16 protein-coding genes are annotated in these 16,707 nt (G+C 60.5%); 8 read left to right on the forward strand and 8 right to left on the reverse strand.

What is annotated here, in order from left to right; translation table 11 throughout:
- Positions 1 to 46: 46 nt before the first annotated feature.
- Positions 47 to 3,475, forward strand: coding sequence for a protein kinase (locus VFI82_10175; protein ID HET7185042.1), 3,429 nt, complete (start codon positions 47 to 49; stop codon positions 3,473 to 3,475).
- Positions 3,476 to 3,531: 56 nt separating this feature from the next.
- Here VFI82_10175 and VFI82_10180 read toward each other — a convergent pair whose 3' ends face one another.
- Both VFI82_10180 and VFI82_10185 read right to left on the reverse strand, forming a co-directional pair.
- A complete protein-coding gene (locus VFI82_10180) occupies positions 3,532 to 4,209 on the reverse strand; it encodes a methyltransferase domain-containing protein (GenBank protein HET7185043.1) in 678 nt (225 codons plus the stop codon).
- 89 nt (positions 4,210 to 4,298) lie between these two features.
- Positions 4,299 to 4,847, reverse strand: a complete 549-nt coding sequence (locus VFI82_10185) for a polymer-forming cytoskeletal protein (protein ID HET7185044.1) — start codon at positions 4,845 to 4,847, stop codon at positions 4,299 to 4,301.
- A gap of 664 nt (positions 4,848 to 5,511) precedes the next feature.
- Between VFI82_10185 and VFI82_10190 the strand changes: the two genes are divergently transcribed.
- Positions 5,512 to 6,402, forward strand: coding sequence for a hypothetical protein (locus VFI82_10190; protein ID HET7185045.1), 891 nt, complete (start codon positions 5,512 to 5,514; stop codon positions 6,400 to 6,402).
- Positions 6,403 to 6,414: 12 nt separating this feature from the next.
- On the opposite strand, the gene VFI82_10195 is transcribed toward VFI82_10190, so the two are convergent.
- The 4 genes from VFI82_10195 to mazG form a co-directional block, all read right to left on the reverse strand.
- A complete protein-coding gene (locus VFI82_10195) occupies positions 6,415 to 6,651 on the reverse strand; it encodes a hypothetical protein (GenBank protein HET7185046.1) in 237 nt (78 codons plus the stop codon).
- Between the two features lie 66 nt (positions 6,652 to 6,717).
- Positions 6,718 to 7,845, reverse strand: coding sequence for an o-succinylbenzoate synthase (gene menC / locus VFI82_10200; protein HET7185047.1), 1,128 nt, complete (start codon positions 7,843 to 7,845; stop codon positions 6,718 to 6,720).
- Positions 7,842 to 8,663: a GNAT family N-acetyltransferase gene (locus VFI82_10205; GenBank protein HET7185048.1), complete on the reverse strand. Its 822-nt coding sequence runs from the start codon at positions 8,661 to 8,663 to the stop codon at positions 7,842 to 7,844. Before VFI82_10205 ends, menC begins: the two co-directional genes overlap by 4 nt.
- The gene (mazG, locus tag VFI82_10210) at positions 8,627 to 9,529 is read right to left on the reverse strand and encodes a nucleoside triphosphate pyrophosphohydrolase (protein HET7185049.1); all 903 of its coding nucleotides are present in this window, start codon (positions 9,527 to 9,529) and stop codon (positions 8,627 to 8,629) included. The genes VFI82_10205 and mazG overlap by 37 nt, the downstream gene beginning before the upstream one ends.
- Positions 9,530 to 9,772: 243 nt before the next feature.
- On the opposite strand from mazG, the gene VFI82_10215 reads away from it, so the two are divergent.
- The 6 genes from VFI82_10215 (at position 9,773) to VFI82_10240 (ending at position 15,100) form a co-directional block, all read left to right on the forward strand.
- Positions 9,773 to 10,135 (forward strand): PadR family transcriptional regulator, encoded by a 363-nt coding sequence (locus VFI82_10215; protein ID HET7185050.1) that lies wholly within the window; start codon positions 9,773 to 9,775, stop codon positions 10,133 to 10,135.
- Positions 10,132 to 10,770: a hypothetical protein gene (locus VFI82_10220; protein ID HET7185051.1), complete on the forward strand. Its 639-nt coding sequence runs from the start codon at positions 10,132 to 10,134 to the stop codon at positions 10,768 to 10,770. The genes VFI82_10215 and VFI82_10220 overlap by 4 nt, the downstream gene beginning before the upstream one ends.
- A gap of 317 nt (positions 10,771 to 11,087) precedes the next feature.
- Entirely contained in the window at positions 11,088 to 11,753 is a 666-nt protein-coding gene (locus VFI82_10225; GenBank protein HET7185052.1) for a glycine cleavage system protein H, read from the forward strand.
- 54 nt (positions 11,754 to 11,807) lie between these two features.
- The gene (locus tag VFI82_10230; GenBank protein HET7185053.1) at positions 11,808 to 12,569 is read left to right on the forward strand and encodes a 4Fe-4S dicluster domain-containing protein; all 762 of its coding nucleotides are present in this window, start codon (positions 11,808 to 11,810) and stop codon (positions 12,567 to 12,569) included.
- 3 nt (positions 12,570 to 12,572) lie between these two features.
- A complete protein-coding gene (gene nrfD, locus VFI82_10235) occupies positions 12,573 to 13,739 on the forward strand; it encodes an NrfD/PsrC family molybdoenzyme membrane anchor subunit (protein HET7185054.1) in 1,167 nt (388 codons plus the stop codon).
- A 146-nt stretch (positions 13,740 to 13,885) separates the two neighbouring features.
- Positions 13,886 to 15,100, forward strand: a complete 1,215-nt coding sequence (locus VFI82_10240) for a Glu/Leu/Phe/Val dehydrogenase dimerization domain-containing protein (GenBank protein HET7185055.1) — start codon at positions 13,886 to 13,888, stop codon at positions 15,098 to 15,100.
- A 62-nt stretch (positions 15,101 to 15,162) separates the two neighbouring features.
- On the opposite strand, the gene VFI82_10245 is transcribed toward VFI82_10240, so the two are convergent.
- Together VFI82_10245 and VFI82_10250 are read right to left on the reverse strand one after the other, a co-directional pair.
- On the reverse strand, positions 15,163 to 15,885 hold the full coding sequence (locus VFI82_10245; GenBank protein HET7185056.1) for a Crp/Fnr family transcriptional regulator: 723 nt from the start codon (positions 15,883 to 15,885) through the stop codon (positions 15,163 to 15,165).
- A 102-nt stretch (positions 15,886 to 15,987) separates the two neighbouring features.
- The coding region (locus tag VFI82_10250; GenBank protein ID HET7185057.1) for an ATP-binding cassette domain-containing protein at positions 15,988 to 16,707 on the reverse strand (720 nt) is incomplete at its 5' end.

The following is a 16,707-nucleotide window of genomic DNA, read 5'->3' on the forward strand; positions in this document are numbered from 1 at the left end:
CTCCCATGGCGCGCCCGCAATACCATGCCCGTCGTGTGGGTGGTCTATGGTGGGCAGCACCATCTCTCATTACCACGTCCTACGCAAGTTGGGCGGCGGCGGCATGGGCGTGGTTTACGAGGCGGAAGACCTCAAGCTCCATCGCCGTGTTGCCCTGAAGTTTCTTCCCGACGACCTCGCCGCCGACGCCGCTTCTTTGCACCGGTTCCAGCGCGAAGCGCAAGCCGCTTCCGCCCTCAATCATCCCAATATCTGCACCATCCACGACATTGATTCAGCCAACGGGCAGCCGTTTATCGCCTTGGAGTTGCTGGAAGGGCAGACGCTGAAGCAAGCCATCGGCGACAACCCTGTTGACCTCGACATGCTGCTCGATGTCGCCATTAACGTCGCCGACGCCCTCGATGCCGCGCACTCCGCCGGCATCATCCACCGCGACATCAAGCCCGCCAACATCTTCATTACCCAACGCGGGCAAGCCAAAGTACTGGATTTCGGCCTGGCGAAGATGTCCGTTGCACAAGCGGCGGCGGCCGATGACATGCTGACCGCCGTGACCGCTCCCGGTGACGCTGTCGGCACGCTGGTTTACATGTCGCCCGAGCAGGTCAATGGCAAGAACCTGGACGCGCGCACCGACCTGTTCTCCTTCGGCGCGGTCCTGTACGAAATGGCGACGGGAGTGATGCCGTTTCGCGGGGAAACATCGGGTGTGATCGCCGAAGCCATTCTGAATCGTGCTCCGACGCCGCCGGTGCGGCTGAATCCCGATGTTCCGCCGATGCTTGAGGCAATCATCAAAAAGGCGCTCGAGAAGGACCGCAACCTGCGCTACCAGCACGCCTCCGAAATCCGAGGTGATCTGAGGCGGCTAAAGCGCGACTTGCAAAGTGGACCTGATTCTGCCGCCGCGGCCAACGCCGGTGTGCCCTCGACTGCTGAGGCGCCAAGAGCGCCATCAGGTTCGACGCACACGCTGGAAATCGCTCACATCCTCTTCACCGACATTGTCGCCTACTCGCGAATGACGACGGACGAGCAGGAGACGACGCTACTTCGTTTTCAGGAAGCGGTTCGCAGCACGGACGAGTTCCAGCGCTCGCAAACAGCAGGCCAACTGATTACCTTGCCCACCGGTGATGGCATGGCTCTGGTGTTTTTTGGTGATCCAGAGGCGCCGGTTCGCTGCGCTGTTCAACTGCAGGAGAGGCTGGAGCATTCGGGCAAATTGCCTGTCCGCATGGGGATTCACACTGGTCCCGTTTATCGAATCGACGACATCAACGCGAACCGCAATGTCGCGGGGGGCGGCATTAATATCGCCCAGCGGGTCATGGACTGCGGCAATGCGGGTCATATCTTGGTTTCAAAGGCGAGCGCGGAGGTGCTGCGCGAGGTCAGTGCGTGGCGGGAAGCGCTGCACGATATTGGTGAACGCGAGGTGAAGCACGGCGTAAGAGTCCATTTGTACAACTTCTACACGGACGAGTCAGGCAACAAAGACTTATCCCAGAAACTAGGAGGGAGACGCTCGGCAAGGGTCCAGCGCAGACTAGGGAATTGGAAATTCGCCATACTGCTCGGTCTAGCTGCAATTGTGATCGGCGGAGGCGCGTTGTTCTACTCGCGGCGCGCTCCAGCTCTGACTGAGACAGACGCGATCGTCCTTGCCGATTTCGAGAACAAAACCGGTGACCCGGTGTTTGATGACACGCTGAAACAGGCGCTGGCCGTGGACCTCGGCCAATCGCCATTTCTCAATATCGTTTCCGATCGCAAGGTCGCCGCTACGCTTCGCCTGATGGGCCGCCCGCTGGATCAGCCCGTCGTCGGCGAGGTTGCGCGTGAGCTCTGTCAGCGGGCCGGCGCCAAGGCGGTTCTGCGGGGTTCCATTGCTAAGCTCGGCAGCGAATATGTGGTTGGCTTGAACGCTGACAACTGCGCCACCGGCGACACATTGCTCAAGGAGCAGGCCGAAGCGTCCGGCACGGAATCTGTCCTGAAGGCGCTCGGCAACGCTGCCAAGAATGTGCGTGGCAAGCTCGGCGAATCGCTCGCTTCGGTGCAAAAGTTCGCTACCCCGATTGAGGAAGCGACAACCTCCTCCCTGGAGGCGCTGAAAGTCTACAGTATCGGCCGCAAACTGGGGTGGCAGAAGGGAAACGCGGCTGACCTCCCCTACTACAAGCGGGCTCTCGAGCTCGATCCCAACTTTGCTCTCGCCTACAGGGCGCTGGCAATCTCCTATGCCAATCTGGGGCAGGCCACACGCGCCAGCGAGAATGCCACCAGGGCTTTCCAGTTGCGTCAACGTGTCAGCGAACGCGAGCGCTACGGCATCGAAGGCTTCTATTACTTACTCGCAACCGGTGAACTGGAAAAAGCCAACCAGGTGTATGCAATCTGGCAGCAAAACTACCCGCGGGATCCTCTTCCTTACCTGGACCTGGGTAACGATTACATTGCTCTCGGGCGATGGGAAAAAGCGCTGCCCGAAACCCAGGATAGTCTCCGCCTGGATCCCAACAGTGTCTTCGCCGTCAGCAACCTGGCGTGGATCTTGTTCGCCCTGGATCGCACCGGCGAAGCAAACAGTGCGATTGAGCAGGCGCTGAAGCGCAAACTGGATGGGTTTCTTCTTCGGCTCGTACTTTACCAAGCCGCCTTTCTTCGCGGTGACCAGCCGACCATGCAGCAGCAGTTGGCCTGGGCCGCTGGACGCTCCGGAGAGGAGGACTGGCTGCTCTCGGCTCAATCCGACACAGAAGCGTACTTCGGGCGGCTGTCCAAAGCGCGGGAGTTTTCGCAATTGGCGGCAGAGTCGGCCCTTCGCGCCGATGCCAAAGAGACCGCTGCGCTTTGGAAGGCGAACGCTGCGCTGCGCGAGGCGGAGCTTGGCCATGCGACGGCTGCGCGGCAGTACGCGTTGGCTGCCCTGGCGCTGGTGGCAGGAAGAGACGTTAGCAGCCTAGCAGCCCTGGCTTTGGCGCGAGGGGGGGATACCGTAAGGGCTCAAAAGCTCGCCGATACGCTCAACAAAGAGTTTCCCGACAACACCATTGTGCAGGGTTACTGGCTGCCGTCAATTCATGCTTCAATTGAGATGGCCGGTAAGAGACCAGACAGGGCATTGGAGATTCTACGTCCCGCGGCGCTCTACGAATTGGGACAACCTCAACCTTTCAACCTGGGAACGATGTATCCGGTGTACCTTCGTGGCCAGGCCTACCTGCTCAACCACCAGGGAAAGGAAGCAGCGGCGGAGTTTCAGAAGATCATCGACCACCGCGGAATCGTGCTGAATTTCCCGACCGGCGCCTTGGGGCACCTCGGCCTCGCCCGCGCCTACGCCCTCCAGGGTGATACGCCCAAGGCTCGTGCCGCTTACCAGGACTTTCTCACCCTCTGGAAGGAGGCCGAACCCGACCTCCCCGTCCTGCAGCAGGCCAAGGCGGAGTACGCTAAGCTGAAGTGAGTAGGCCCTAAGTGGTGGGAAGATTGGAAGAGCGGCCCCTGAGCCCCTAAGCTGCGTTACCGCACGACGATCACTTCTCTCACGTTGTCTCTGGCGAGAAAGAATTTCAAGGAAGCGAACTCGCGAAATAGGTTCTCGATGTGACGATTATTAAAAACTCTCTGCAGGCGGAAGAGCGGCGAGCTGCTTCGCGCCGTCGGTTGCAATTGCAGCGTATCGTTGCCGGTGATGTGGTAACGGTAATGCGGCGTATCCGGCCCCGATTCTTTCATGTGAAAGAACGCCAGCAGGACGCCGCCGGGCTTCATCAGCGCACACAGGCGCTCCACCACCGGCTTGACCAGCGGCTCCGGCAGGTAATCCAGCGCGTCCCAACACAGCACCGCGTCGAAGATTTGCCCCTGGTAGGCCAGGCTGTCACGCAAAAAACGGGCCACATCCACCGTGTTCTTGCCGTCATCTCCCCGGACCAGCAGCATCGGATCGTGAGCGGCATCGAGCACGTCTTCGGTGCACACCTTGTGCCCGGCTTCGGTGAGACGGGAGATGTTGATGGCGGATGTGCATCCCAGGTCCAGGATGCACAGCCCTTCCTGTCCCGCGATGGACTTGGAAAACTCGTTCAGCCCGCTGGAGCGGCGATTGGCTCGCGCCGCGGAAGGCTGCACGTCGATTTCATTCGCGGTTCCGCTGCCGCGGAAAAAGCGCAAAAAATTCTGCGTCACTGAACCCATTTCTCAACTTCGAAGGAACCGACACATTGTGCTACGGTCAGGCGCAAAATCGCAACTCTTGCCGCCGGGTTGGGCCAAGCCGGGTCGAACTACCGCTTCGGTTCCGCGAGCACACCATGCGCGGGCGGCGCGCTCGGGGAAACCGGCGGGTTGGCAAGGCTCGCCGCTGCTGCTGCCATCACCGGCTTCGGCTCAACTTTCGGTTCGGGCTTTTGTTCCCGCTGAATGTCGATGGATCCTTTGAAATATGCACCCTCTTGGACCACCACTCGCTGGGTGACGATGTTGCCGACGTGAATCGCCGAGGCCTTGAGTTCTACCCGGTCCGCCGTGATGTTTCCTTCCACTTTGCCGTGCACCACCACGTCCTTCGCCCGCGTGTGGGCGCGCACTCGACCGTGAGGCCCTACCGTCAGGTTGTGACCGTGCAACTCCACGCTGCCTTCCACCTCGCCGTCCAGGTACAAGTCTTCGCTGCCCGAGAGCTCTCCTTTGACCAGCACCGACTTGCCGATGTGCGCCAACTCGGCGCGGGTTTCATTGGTTGGCTTTGGCGTTTCCACGGGACGGACCTCCTTGGGGGTAACAGAACTGGCGGCCGGAATGGGAATCTCATCCTCTTTGCGCAATTTCCACATCGGCATTCCTCCGCTGCGGCAGGTCGCCGTCGAGCGCTACTGTTGACGGCGCCTTTTGGATCGCGGGCGCAGGCGAGGAGACCAGAGAAGCTCTGATGACTATATTCTAACCGTGGCAAATGCGGCAATCTGGTTTTTCTCGGTTCTATCGTTCGCTTTTCATCTCTCTATGGAAACTGCTTAAGGTGAATTTCCGGTACCCGCGTACACAGGGATGGCACGAGGCGGGTTATTAGTTAGTACATACCGCAACCGGCCAGAGCTGCTCCGGCCGCCTGTCTTTCCGCTTCGAACAACCATAACTAAATCAATGACTTGCGGAGTAGCTGTCCCATGGCTGCTTTGGCCAGTTCCTTGCTATGAGTAGTTCTGTCGGCCCGTTCGGGCTGTCGTGCTGGCGGGTGAAGCCGAAAACCAGGGGAACAGCGGCTGCATCCCTCAACGCGACTTAAAACCAATGGGACTGCCTTTTCCGCGCGGGCCGACAAATTCAGCCTGTACACACATCCTCCTTCGCAGACCAGCGACCACGCTGGTCTTTTTTGGTCGGCGCAGACTCAGTGTCACCCCCAATTCCCTTTCTGAGCAACTGAGGTGCTCTTCTCCTCGTCTAATCTGGTACGAACCCTGAATCTCGGACGTTTTAACTTAAATTATGTACACAGTGAACCGAACCAAGGGATCGGTGTTGGCGAGCGCGGCCTTCATGCTGCTGGCGGCGGTGACCGCTTGGTCGCAGGAGCCCCCCAAGCCGGATCTGCCCGCCAACCCGGCCGATCTGGTGCGCAAAGCCGTCAATAACGAGAACCAGGCGAAAACTGACAAGACCCTGTACACGTACCGCCTCATCAGGAAAAAGCCCGAGCACATCGAAACCCGGGAAATGATCGAAACCGAGCAAGGTGTCATCGGACGGCTGCTGATGATCGACGGCAAGCCGCTGAGCCCCGCCGATCGCACCAAGGAAGACGCGCGCCTGCAGCGCCTGGTTTCTGATCCGTCGCAGCTCGCGCAGAAGCAGCGAAGCCAGAAGGAAGATGACCGCCGCTCCCGCAACATGGTGAACGCATTGCCTGACGCCTTCCTTTATGAATACGTCGGCGTCACCAATGAAGAACCGTGGGGCGAACTGGTCAACCTGAGGTTCAAGCCCAATCCCAACTTCAATCCGCCGCAGCGGGAAACCATGGTGTATCGGGGAATGCAAGGAACCATGTCAATTGCCGTTCCGGCTTACCACATCGCGAAAATCCAGGCACGCTTGTTCCGCGACGTGACCTTCGGATGGGGGATTCTCGGACACCTGGACCAGGGCGGACGCTTCCTAGTCGAACAGAAGCCTATTGAAGGCACCAATGGAGCCCACTGGGAACCTAGCCACATGGTCCTGGACTTCACCGGCAAGGCGCTCCTGTTCAAGACCATTCGCATCAATGACGACGAGATCACCACGGATTATCGTCCCGTGCCGGACATGACCGTGGCCCAGGCAGTCGAGCTTTTGAAGAAGCACGACGGCGAAGTTGCGCAGAACGGCGGTAACGAAACCAAGTGAATCAGAAGGGGCTCAAAAGTAGAGCTTGCGGTAGGTCAAAAAGAAGCCAATCGCGAAGCTCACAAATACCGCCAGCCAAAACCAGGCAGAATGCAGCATCATCGTAGCGTCGCCTGCAGCTGCTCCAAGTCCAGTTGCCTTTTGATTGCGTGCTTCAGCCATCATCAGTATGAACAACACGGCGAGTGTCGTTCCGAAAGCTGACGTGAGCGCAACCAGGCCGCCAAGGATAAGCTTAAGGATGTTCATCGAAAGGGCTTCCTATCTGAGCGTCAAGTAAGAACCGGCCGGCGCAACGCTGCGACTCTTATTTCCTTACTTCTGACTTGCTCCTGAATTTCTAAAAGTTTCTTTCCTGACCGTCAACTTCTCGATCAAGTCCTCGCGCACCCGATATCCCGTGCCCGGCGCATCGGTGACGCTGATCAATCCTTGACGTGATACTTCAACTTCCGGCTCGATGATGTCTTCCTTCCAATAACGCTTTGACGCCGACACGTCTCCGGGCAGGCGGAAATTCTCCAGCGTCGAAAGCGCAATGTTGTGTACCCGCCCCACCCCCGATTCCAGCATTCCGCCGCACCACACCGGCACGTCGCGCGCGCGGCAAACGTCGTGCACGCGAATCGCTTCACTCATTCCGCCCACCCGCCCGACCTTGACGTTCACGATCCGGCAGGCGCCCAACTGCAGCGCCGCTTCCGCATCCCGTGAATGGCGGATCGATTCATCGAGGCAGATCGCCGTTTTCAGCTGCTTTTGCAGCCGCGCGTGAAAGAAGAAGTCATCGTTCCAGAGAGGCTGCTCGATCATCAGCAGCCCGAAGGGGTCAAATTTCCTGAGGTGATCGACGTCGTCGCTGCGGTACGCCGAGTTGGCATCGCAGCTGAGCAGGATCTCCGGCCAGCGCGCGCGGATGCGCTCCAGCACGTTGACGTCCCACCCCGGCTTGACCTTCACTTTGATCCGGCGGTAGCCGGCCGCCAGCTCCATCTCGATCTTCTCCAGCAACTGCTCCACCGAATCCTGGATCCCGATTGATACGCCGCACTCGATCTGCCGCCGTGTTCCTCCTAGCAGCTTCCACAAGGGCACGCCCTTCTCTTCCGACTCCGCGGCCCAGAGCGCGTTCTCGATGGCAGCTTTCGCCATGCGATGCCCCTTCACGCGCGCCAGCAGCGGCGGACACTCTCGCGCCGTCGAAAATGTTTTCCCCAGCACCGCCGGGACCAGGAACCGGGAAATCGTCACCCATGCCGACTCCACCCACTCGCTGCTATAAAACGGGTTCTCCCCTGCTACCGATTCTCCCCACGCATTCAGGCCCTCGCCATGCAAAGTGACAAGCAGGATGGCGCGCTCGGTGGTGCGCCCAAAGCTGGTTTCAAAGAAGTGCACCAGCGGCATGCGAATCTCGCGCAGCGTGATGGCTTCAATTTTCATCGCGTCAAGCCGCTACCCGACTCCTGGCTTCCGTAGCTCCACGCCTCGTCCCACTTCCCCAGCAGAAAGCTTCCGTTGCCCTGCTCATCGCGCGAATAACCCAGTGCGGTGAGGCCGCGCGAAAAAGCGTCCGTCAGCAGCTCGCGATTTCGCTCCTGCACTTGCGCTGCCTTGCCGCGATCCGCCTCCGACGACTTCCAGTCGTAAATTTGCGCCGGCACGGTAACTTTCTCCTGCGCCTTGAACGGCGGCAGGCTTCCCCGGCGCATCAAGCTGCTCACGCGTTTCGATTTCAGCCACCACTCCGCCACTACCCGGTCCGTCGGCAAGCCGCCCTGCAGCGGTGAAAGCGAATTTCCGTACTGGTTGGGGTTGTAGCGGCGCGCAATCGCTCCCAGCCGGTCCAGGTTCAGATAAGCGTTCTTGATTTCCAGCGGATCGAAGGTCCATTCGATCAGCTCGAACCCGCGCGCCAGCGCATCCTCGCGCTGAAACAGCTTGATCCGCCTCCCTACGCCGCGGTTGCGGTATTGCAGGCGCACCGCCAGCATGTGCGAATGCAGGTAAGCATGAGCATTTCGGACTCCCGGGATTCCCAGTGCGAAACCCACCAGCTCGTTGCCGTCAAAAGCGCCCAGCACCTGGCCGCCGATCTTTTGCGCCACGATAAAGAGCCGCAGCGGAACAAGTTCGGCATCGCTGAAGCCCCATACTTCCTTCTGCAGCTCCACGCATGCCATCAACTCGCTGTCGGTCGCGCATCGGCGCACCACGATCGGCTCTACCGCGTCCGTTCCTCCTGCTTCGACTCCTGCCATACCGATTCCATCTCCTCCAGCGTGGCCTCCGGCAGTTTCTTGCCGCGCTCGCGCATGCGCTCCTCCATCCACTGAAAGCGCCGCCGGAACTTGCGGTTGGTCTGGCGCAGTGCCGACTCCGGATCGAGCGACAAGTAACGCGCGATGTTCACGAGCACAAACAACAGGTCGCCGACCTCGTCTTCTAGACGCGCCCGCAATTCTTCCGGAATATGCAAACCGCTCGCGCCTGCCACCCCACGCTGCGGCGGACGCGGGCCCGGCGCCGGGTATTCCTTCAACTCCTGCCGTAACTCTTCCGTTTCTTCGCGCAGTTTGTCGAAGAGGCCGCCGATTTCGGGCCACTCGAACCCAACATGCGCCGCCCGCGAGCTCAGCTTGAACGCCTCCAGCAGCGCCGGCACCCCGGACGACACCCCTGCCAGTACCGAATCCTTATCTTCATCTTTCCTGGCTTTCTTTCCCCCGCCCGCGTCCAGACGCTTCTTCTTTTCTTGCGCCTTGATCGCCTCCCAGTTGCGCAGCACGTCGCCGGCGGTTTCCGCCTTGACGTCGCCAAAGACGTGGGGATGCCGATCCACCAGCTTGTTGGAGAGCCGGTCCAGCACCTGGTCGATGGAAAACCGCCCTTCCTCCTGCGACATCTCGGCATAGAACAGGACTTGAAGCAGCAGGTCACCCAGCTCTCCTTCGAGTTCATCCCAGTCGCGGTTATCGATCGCCTCCAGGACTTCGTAGGTTTCCTCCAGCGTGAAGGGCTTGATGGAATCAAAGGTTTGTTCGCGGTCCCATGGGCATCCCCCCGGGGCACGCAATCGCGCCATGATCTGGACCGCGCGTTCGAATCGTTCGCCTGTAGTTGCCATGCGCTCCCTAATCTAAATTGCCCACGTGCATAAATCCAACGACGCCGGAGCGCGCACCTTGAGAGCCGGGACAGGTTCTCGGTTCTCGGTTTTCGGTGTCCGAATTTCCGGCCTTGACAGCCGTCATCCCCGGCGAGCGCGCGAAAATCCGCTCTGGGAAGGCCGCCGGCAGTACGCGCAAAAGGCTCTTGACAACCACATACTATCTATAGCACTATACATAGCAACACAAGGTAAGATGCAATGAACAACGGTACAGAACGGGGCGAACGCTGGGAAGCGCAACTGCGCAAGGGCTGCTTGGAAATGGCAATCCTGGCCGCCTTGTGGGACGGTAAGCTTTACGGACTCGAAATATTGCGAGCGCTGGCACGTGGCTCGCAACTCGAGATCGCCGAAGGGACGGTGTACCCGATCCTGGCGCGCCTCAAGAACGAAGGGCTACTACAGTCGGAGTGGGTCGAATCCGATGCTGGACATCCGCGGAAATACTACTGGCTAACGGCGACTGGCCGGCGCCGGGCGAAACTAATGGTCGAATCGTGGACGGAATTTTCAACGAATCTTTCGGCTCTGGTGCAGCCAATAACAGGAGGTTCGAAATGACAACAAACGCGCCGCTCATTCATGGCCGCATCGACCGATATTTGGCGCGCTTCGACAACGGGCTCGCCGGTATGCCTACCGCCGACCGCGACGACATCCTGCTCGAAATCCGCACGCACATTCTGGACTCCTTCTCCGGCACCGACGACGAAGCGGTGCTCCAGCGGGTGCTCTCGTCACTCGGAGAACCCGAGCAGTTAGCGAAGCACTATCGCACCGAGTTCCTCCTGGCGCACGCTGGGCGCAGTTTTTCACCCTGGACGTTGTTGCGAACCAGTTGGCAATGGGCGAAAACAGGAGCCAAAGGCCTGGGTGTCTTTTTCCTGGCTATGTTGGGCTACAGCGCGGGGCTGGCGCTGACGGCCACAGTAATCCTAAAGCCTTTCTACGGCTCGCGCGTAGGCTTGTGGCTGGGCAACCGGTCGCTTCATTTTGGAATGGGGAATTTCCAGGCGCTTTCGCTTCCGGGCCCCGGCGGAGCGCAACGGGAGTTGTTGGGTGATTGGTATATCCCAGTGACGACGGCGCTCGCGTTTGCCGTCGTCGTAGGAACTACGCAGGCACTCCGCTCCCTCATGCGTCGCAGGATTGCGGACCGCCCTCGGTCAGTCGCGCGGGTGCCGGTCTCGCAATGACGATGCCATCATGCACCCAGAACGCCGACCGCAACTCTCGATTTGCGGCGAGATGAAACGCGGCCAGAACTCGGTTGGAACTCCAAATGACGAGTGCTGACTGGCCGAATCGTAACTTACATTTTTCGCTCGTTTTGTAGATTCACTGCACAATCTGCACGCTGCATTTCGCTCCGCCCCACTGCATTCTGCAGCGAGCCGCATTGATCTTCCCATTGCGGAACGCGTAAACCCTTTGTTCCTCGTGATCCCTCACGGCGCGCTTTTGTCATCCGCGTGCACTTACTCAAAACGAACTTGTCGGACAAGGAGACTGTATGTCGATCCTGTTTGTGCTGCTGACGTTTCTCCTGATCATGTCGATCACCTACTTCCTCCGCCGCGAGCAGCCCGCGGCGCCGGTGCAGCCGCGCATTTATCCCCAACCGGCCGCGCCCAGCATGACGCGCGATCAGGGATTGGAAGTCCCCACGGGGTATTGCTTTCACCCCGGCCACACCTGGGTGCTTGACGAAGGACGCCAGAACGCGCGCATCGGCCTGGACAGCTTCGGCGCCGAACTTCTGGGCAAGGTGGATCGCGTCGAAGTCGTGGGCCTGAACCGCTGGGTCCGTCAGGGACAGAAGCTGTGCACCATCAGCCGCGACGGGCTGTCGGTGGACGTTCTGTCTCCGATCGAGGGCGTCATCGTGTCCGTCAACCAGGATGTGCTCAACGATCCTTCGCTGCTGCTGAAGGACTCGTACAAGAGCGGATGGATCTGCGTCGTCAAGTCGCCGGAGATAAAGCTCAACCTCAACAACCTGCTGCAGGGAAGCCTGGTGGATCCGTGGATGCAGAACTCAGTGCGCCGTCTCTCCACGCTGACCTCTAATCTGGGCGTCGCGGCGGCGGCCGATGGCGGCCTGCCGGTGTCCGGCCTGCTGGCGCAGCTTGAGCCCGGCGTGCAGCGGACCTTGATTCACGAATTTTTCCTGACGTAGCGGCCCAGGTACTCAGGTACCCAGAAGTCGATCACGGAACTCCGGAGGCTCGAGATGAGCAAGGAATCCAAAGCGCTGTTGATTGATATCACCAAGTGCATCGGCTGCCAGCAGTGCGCCGCAGCCTGCAAGACCGGGCACAAACAGCCCGGCGACCCGGAGCCGACGCTTTCGGCCACGGCCTTTACGACGGTCGAGCCGCGCGGCGACAAGTTCGTGCGCCGCATGTGCCTGCACTGCGAGGATCCGTCCTGCGCCAGTGTTTGCCCGGTCGGCGCCATCATCAAGACTGCCCAAGGCGCGGTCCGTTACAACGGCTCCAAGTGCATCGGCTGCCGCTACTGCATGATTGCTTGCCCGTTCAGCGTGCCCAAGTACGAATGGAGCAAGCTGGCGCCCTACGTCGTCAAGTGCGACATGTGCGCCGAGCGCGTTTTGGCAGGCCAGCAGACCCTGTGCGCGGAAGCTTGTCCCGCCGGCGCCACGATTTTCGGCAACCGCGAAGAGCTGCTCATGGAAGCGCACAAGCGCATAGCCGATAACCCCGGTACCTACGTCCCCCGGATTTATGGTGAGAAAGAGGTCGGAGGCACTTCCGTATTCTATGTTTCCGACGTTGCCTTCGAGAAGCTCGGATTTATTGAGCCGCCGCTGAACCAACCGATGCCGACACTGTCCGCCGCCGCCCTGGGTGAAGTGCCCACCGTGGTCACCATCGGCGGGTCTCTGCTCGCCGGACTGTACTGGTTCACCCAGCGGCGCCGCGAAGTGGCGCTGGCCGAATCGGCGGAGCGCGAACCGAAGGAAAGGAGCTGAGCCATGTCGCAGATCATGAAGAAAATCACCTTGTGGCGCGCAATCTCGGCGGTCATTTTTGCCGCCGGACTCTGGGCCACTTACCTCCGGTTCTTTGCTGGATGGCGTGCCGCCACCAATCTCTCTGACGGTCAACCTTGGGGTATTTGGGTGGGCGTGGCCACTCTCTGCGGCGTAGGCCTCTCTGCTGGTGGCTTTGCGATTGCCGGCGGCGTGTACCTGCTCGGCATGGAACGTTATCGTCCCATCTCCCGTGCCGCGGTAATGATCGCCTTCCTCGGCTATCTCTCCGTCGTCGCCGGGTATGCCTGGGAGCTCGGCTTGCCATGGAATTTCTGGCATCCGCTGGTGATGTGGAACCGCAAATCGGTTCTCTTTGAAGTTGTCTGGTGCATCATGCTCTACACCACCGTGCTCGCGCTGGAGTTCTCGCCCGCGCTGCTGGAAAGAATTCCCCACCAGCGTCTCCGCGAGCTGGCGCTGGAATGGCAGCATCGCATCGTGATCGCACTGGTCCTGGTGGGCGTGCTGCTTTCCTCGCTCCACCAGTCGTTCCTCGGCGGCCTGTTCATCATCTTCAAAGGCAAGGAATATCCGCTCTGGTACAGCAATTACCAGACAACGCTGTTTTACCTCTCCGCCATTCCCGCCGGCTTCGCCATGGTCATCATCGCCTTGTATCTTTCCATGCGTTCCCTGGGCGTGAAGCTCGACTCCTCCATCCTCAAGGACTTCAGCCGGGTCATCACTCCGTTGCTGGTGATGTTCGGATTGTTCCGCTTTGCCGATCTTGCCCGCCAGCACGCGACCGAATACTTGTTCCTGGCCCGCCCGGAGACCTTCTATTTCTGGCTGGAGATTGCCATCTTCATCATCGCGCCGGTGGTGCTCTTCAACCTGAAACGGGTGCGCGAGACGCCCATCGGCCTGTACTGGGCCAGCGCCGTCACGGTGATGGGATTCATCACCCATCGCATCAATGTTTCGATCACCGCGCTGGAACGCGCTACCGGAACGCACTACGTGCCCAAGTGGTCGGAGATGGCTGTCACCATCATGCTGGTGGCCGCCGCTGTCATCGCCTTCCGCTGGGCCGTACTGCATCTGAAAATCTTCCCGCGCACCGAGCCCCGCACTCGCTGGCTGGCCCAGCCCGCCAATGCGGATTGAGTCAACCCTCGCCAGCTCTCGGGTGTGGCCTAGGCAGCGCACCCGACGAGCCGGCCAGCTCCGGGCGGGATTCCGCAGGGGGGAATTACCTCCGCCCGGAGCCTATGAATAACACGGCGGTCAACCGTGTTCTCGAAGAGGCGAATATGAAACCTTCCAGCCTTCTTCCTCCCGAAATCGACGATCCCCTGCTTGATTCCGCCGCCCAATTGGAAGAATCCGCACGCGCGCTCGACCTGGAAGACTGGATCGTGCAACGCCTCAAGCATCCTGATCGCGAAATGACTGTCAATCTTCCGCTGCCGCGCGACACCGGCGCTCTCACCTGCACCGCCTTCCGTGTTCAACACCTGCGCGCCCACGGGCCATGCATAGGTCCGGTACGGCTTGCGCCCGATGCTCACCTGGCGCAGCTTCGCTCTGTCGCTCTCGACCTGACCCTGCAATGTGCCCTGCTCGACTTGCCGCTGGGTGGAAGTGCGGGCGCCATTGTCTGCGATCCGGCGCAGTTTACGGAACGCGAATTGCGGCACTTGGTGCGCCACTACCTGGCCGCGCTCGATCTCCACAATGACATTTTTGCTCCCTCGCAATTCATCGCCGCCTGGACCTCCGCGAGCCGGCACCTGCAGGCCGCGGCCCTGGTTGCGAGGCCCGCGATTCTCGGCGGACTTCCCAATCCCGCAGCCGCCATTGCGGCCGGGTGGTTCACGCTGGTTTCGGAAGCACGCGCCACCAGCCACCAGCCACTCACCACCGTGTCGATCCAGGGCTTCTCGGCGGCCGCCACCGCGCTGGCGACCCTGCTGCAGAGCTCCGGCGCTCGCATTGTCGGCCTCGCCGACAAGTCCGGCGGGCTCTTCTCTGAACACGGCCTCGACCTCGCCGCCGTCTCGGCTCACACTTCTCAAACAGGAATGCTCTACGGCTTCTCCGAGGCCGACCCGGTCAACAATTCCGAGATCCTTGCATCCTCCTGCGACCTGCTGGTTCTTGCCGCCGCCGAACGTCAACTGAACGCGCAGAATGCCGCGCGCGTCCAGGCGCCCATGGTTCTCGAAGCGGTATCGGGAGCGGTCACGCCCGCGGCAATGAGCCACCTGTCGTCACGCCGGATCACCGTCATTCCCGCGCTGCTTGGCGTCGGGCCACGGACGCTAGCCTGGTTCGCGGAGTGGCAGAGCGGCCTGCGCTACGAAGCGCCGGAGCAGTCCGCCACCGAATCACTTATCCGCCACAAGCTCGCGGATGTTCTGTGCCGAGCGCAATCCTCGGCGGCGTTGAACCGGATTCCGCTTCCAGATGCCTGCCGCCGCCTGGCGCTGGAGAAACTCGCCGCCGTTCTCCGGCTGCTGCATTAGAAAATAAACGGCGCAGCCGAAGCCGCGCCGATTCACTCGATACTATTTTCTCTGGCCTTGCCCTAGGAGCCCACCAGCTTCTGCAGTCCCGCCTTGTTCTTGATCAGCAGCGTCGAGCCGCGCAGGATCGCGAACTGCTTCTTGCGGAAACTGCCCAGCAGCCGCGTTACCGTCTCGCGCGAGGTGCCGATCACCTGCGCGATTTCTTCGTGGGTCAGGGCCAGCTTCACCCGGATTCCATCTTTGCCTTCCTCGCCGTCGCCGGCAAGCTCCAGCAGCATGCGCGCCAGTTTTTCGCTCGCCGAGTGCGACAGCCCTATCGCCCGGATCATGTCGTAGGCGTTGTGACAGTTCTTGCTCAAGTGCTGCGCCGCCTGCAAGCAAGCCGTTCCATGCTCTTCCAGGAATTTGTGAAAATCCTCGCGCTTGATGAAAACCACCTGGCACGGCTGCACCGTTTCTGCGGTCAGCTCGTAGGGCTGGTTGTTGACGCAGGCGTGCATGCCCAGCGCCTCGCCCGGTTCGGCGATTTTCAGAATCATCGTCTTGCCTTCGCTGGAGTTGACCGACAGCTTCACTCGCCCCCGGCACAGCAGGTAGATGCCGCGCGGCTGCTGCCCTTCCACGAACAGCGTGCTCTCGCGCGGCAGGGTTGACGGGAATTTGATTTTTTCGAAGGCTTCCAGCGTTTTCGGCGGCAGCTGGCAGAAAAAGTTCTCGTTGCGCATCTTGCACACCAGGCAGCTGTCGATCAGCTCCATGCCGTACGGCGTTGCATTGGCCATGCAGTTCTCCGGCCAGAAGGCACGCTAACCAGTTCTGGACTTGTGGATTCCCGTGTCAACAATAGCATCGCGACCCTCGAATTGATAGCCATTCCCCCGCCCTCAGGCGTTACTTTCGAGCGCCGACGAAAGCTCCTCCCACTCCTCCAATAGCGCTTCCAATTCCGACCGCTTGCGCGCCGTCAACTCCGCCAGCCGCGCCGTCTCCTCCGCGCTGACGAAGGTCTCCATGCCCTTTTCGCATTGCGCGATCTCCGTTTCCAGCCGGCTGACCTCCACCTCCAGTTCCTGTTGCCGGTCCTGCATCTGCCGCAGCTTGATCGGATTCAGCCGTTTTTGCGCCGTCCCCTGCTTCGAGTCCCCAGTAGTTCCGAGCGAGCCGCCTATGGCGCCATTTCCGCCTCGCGATACATCTGTCAGCTTCGAAACCTCGGAAACGTCTGCAACCTCCGCAGCCCGATTTTCTTTCCTCCACCTGAAATCTTCGTAGTTCCCCGGGAAAACCGTGACCGTCTGCTCCGCCACTTCGAACACCTTCGTCGCCAGCTTGTCGATGAAGTAGCGGTCATGAGAGACGAACACCACCGTCCCGCTGAATTTCTCCAGCGATTCCAGCAGCACGTCTTTCGCGCGCAGGTCGAGGTGGTTCGTGGGTTCGTCGAGCAGCAGGAAATTCGACGGGTACATCAGCATGCGGGCCAGCGCGTACCGGTTCCTTTCCCCGCCGGACAATACTCCGATGCGCTTGAACACGTCGCCTTCGCTGAACAGAAACGATCCCAGCAGGCTGCGCAACTCGGTCTGCGTGGCGCGTGGCGCCAG

The organism is Terriglobales bacterium, assembly GCA_035691485.1.
Taxonomy (GTDB): domain Bacteria; phylum Acidobacteriota; class Terriglobia; order Terriglobales; family Acidobacteriaceae; genus JAIQGF01.

Coding starts and splice junctions, on each gene's coding strand:
- VFI82_10175 (HET7185042.1), top strand. CDS start 47: ATGGTGGGCAGCACCATCTCTCATTACCACGTCCTACGCAAGTTGGGC.
- VFI82_10180 (HET7185043.1), bottom strand. CDS start 4,209: ATGGGTTCAGTGACGCAGAATTTTTTGCGCTTTTTCCGCGGCAGCGGA.
- VFI82_10185 (HET7185044.1), bottom strand. CDS start 4,847: ATGTGGAAATTGCGCAAAGAGGATGAGATTCCCATTCCGGCCGCCAGT.
- VFI82_10195 (HET7185046.1), bottom strand. CDS start 6,651: ATGAACATCCTTAAGCTTATCCTTGGCGGCCTGGTTGCGCTCACGTCA.
- menC (HET7185047.1), bottom strand. CDS start 7,845: ATGAAAATTGAAGCCATCACGCTGCGCGAGATTCGCATGCCGCTGGTG.
- VFI82_10205 (HET7185048.1), bottom strand. CDS start 8,663: ATGGCAGGAGTCGAAGCAGGAGGAACGGACGCGGTAGAGCCGATCGTG.
- mazG (HET7185049.1), bottom strand. CDS start 9,529: ATGGCAACTACAGGCGAACGATTCGAACGCGCGGTCCAGATCATGGCG.
- VFI82_10215 (HET7185050.1), top strand. CDS start 9,773: ATGAACAACGGTACAGAACGGGGCGAACGCTGGGAAGCGCAACTGCGC.
- VFI82_10220 (HET7185051.1), top strand. CDS start 10,132: ATGACAACAAACGCGCCGCTCATTCATGGCCGCATCGACCGATATTTG.
- VFI82_10225 (HET7185052.1), top strand. CDS start 11,088: ATGTCGATCCTGTTTGTGCTGCTGACGTTTCTCCTGATCATGTCGATC.
- VFI82_10230 (HET7185053.1), top strand. CDS start 11,808: ATGAGCAAGGAATCCAAAGCGCTGTTGATTGATATCACCAAGTGCATC.
- nrfD (HET7185054.1), top strand. CDS start 12,573: ATGTCGCAGATCATGAAGAAAATCACCTTGTGGCGCGCAATCTCGGCG.
- VFI82_10240 (HET7185055.1), top strand. CDS start 13,886: ATGAAACCTTCCAGCCTTCTTCCTCCCGAAATCGACGATCCCCTGCTT.
- VFI82_10245 (HET7185056.1), bottom strand. CDS start 15,885: ATGGCCAATGCAACGCCGTACGGCATGGAGCTGATCGACAGCTGCCTG.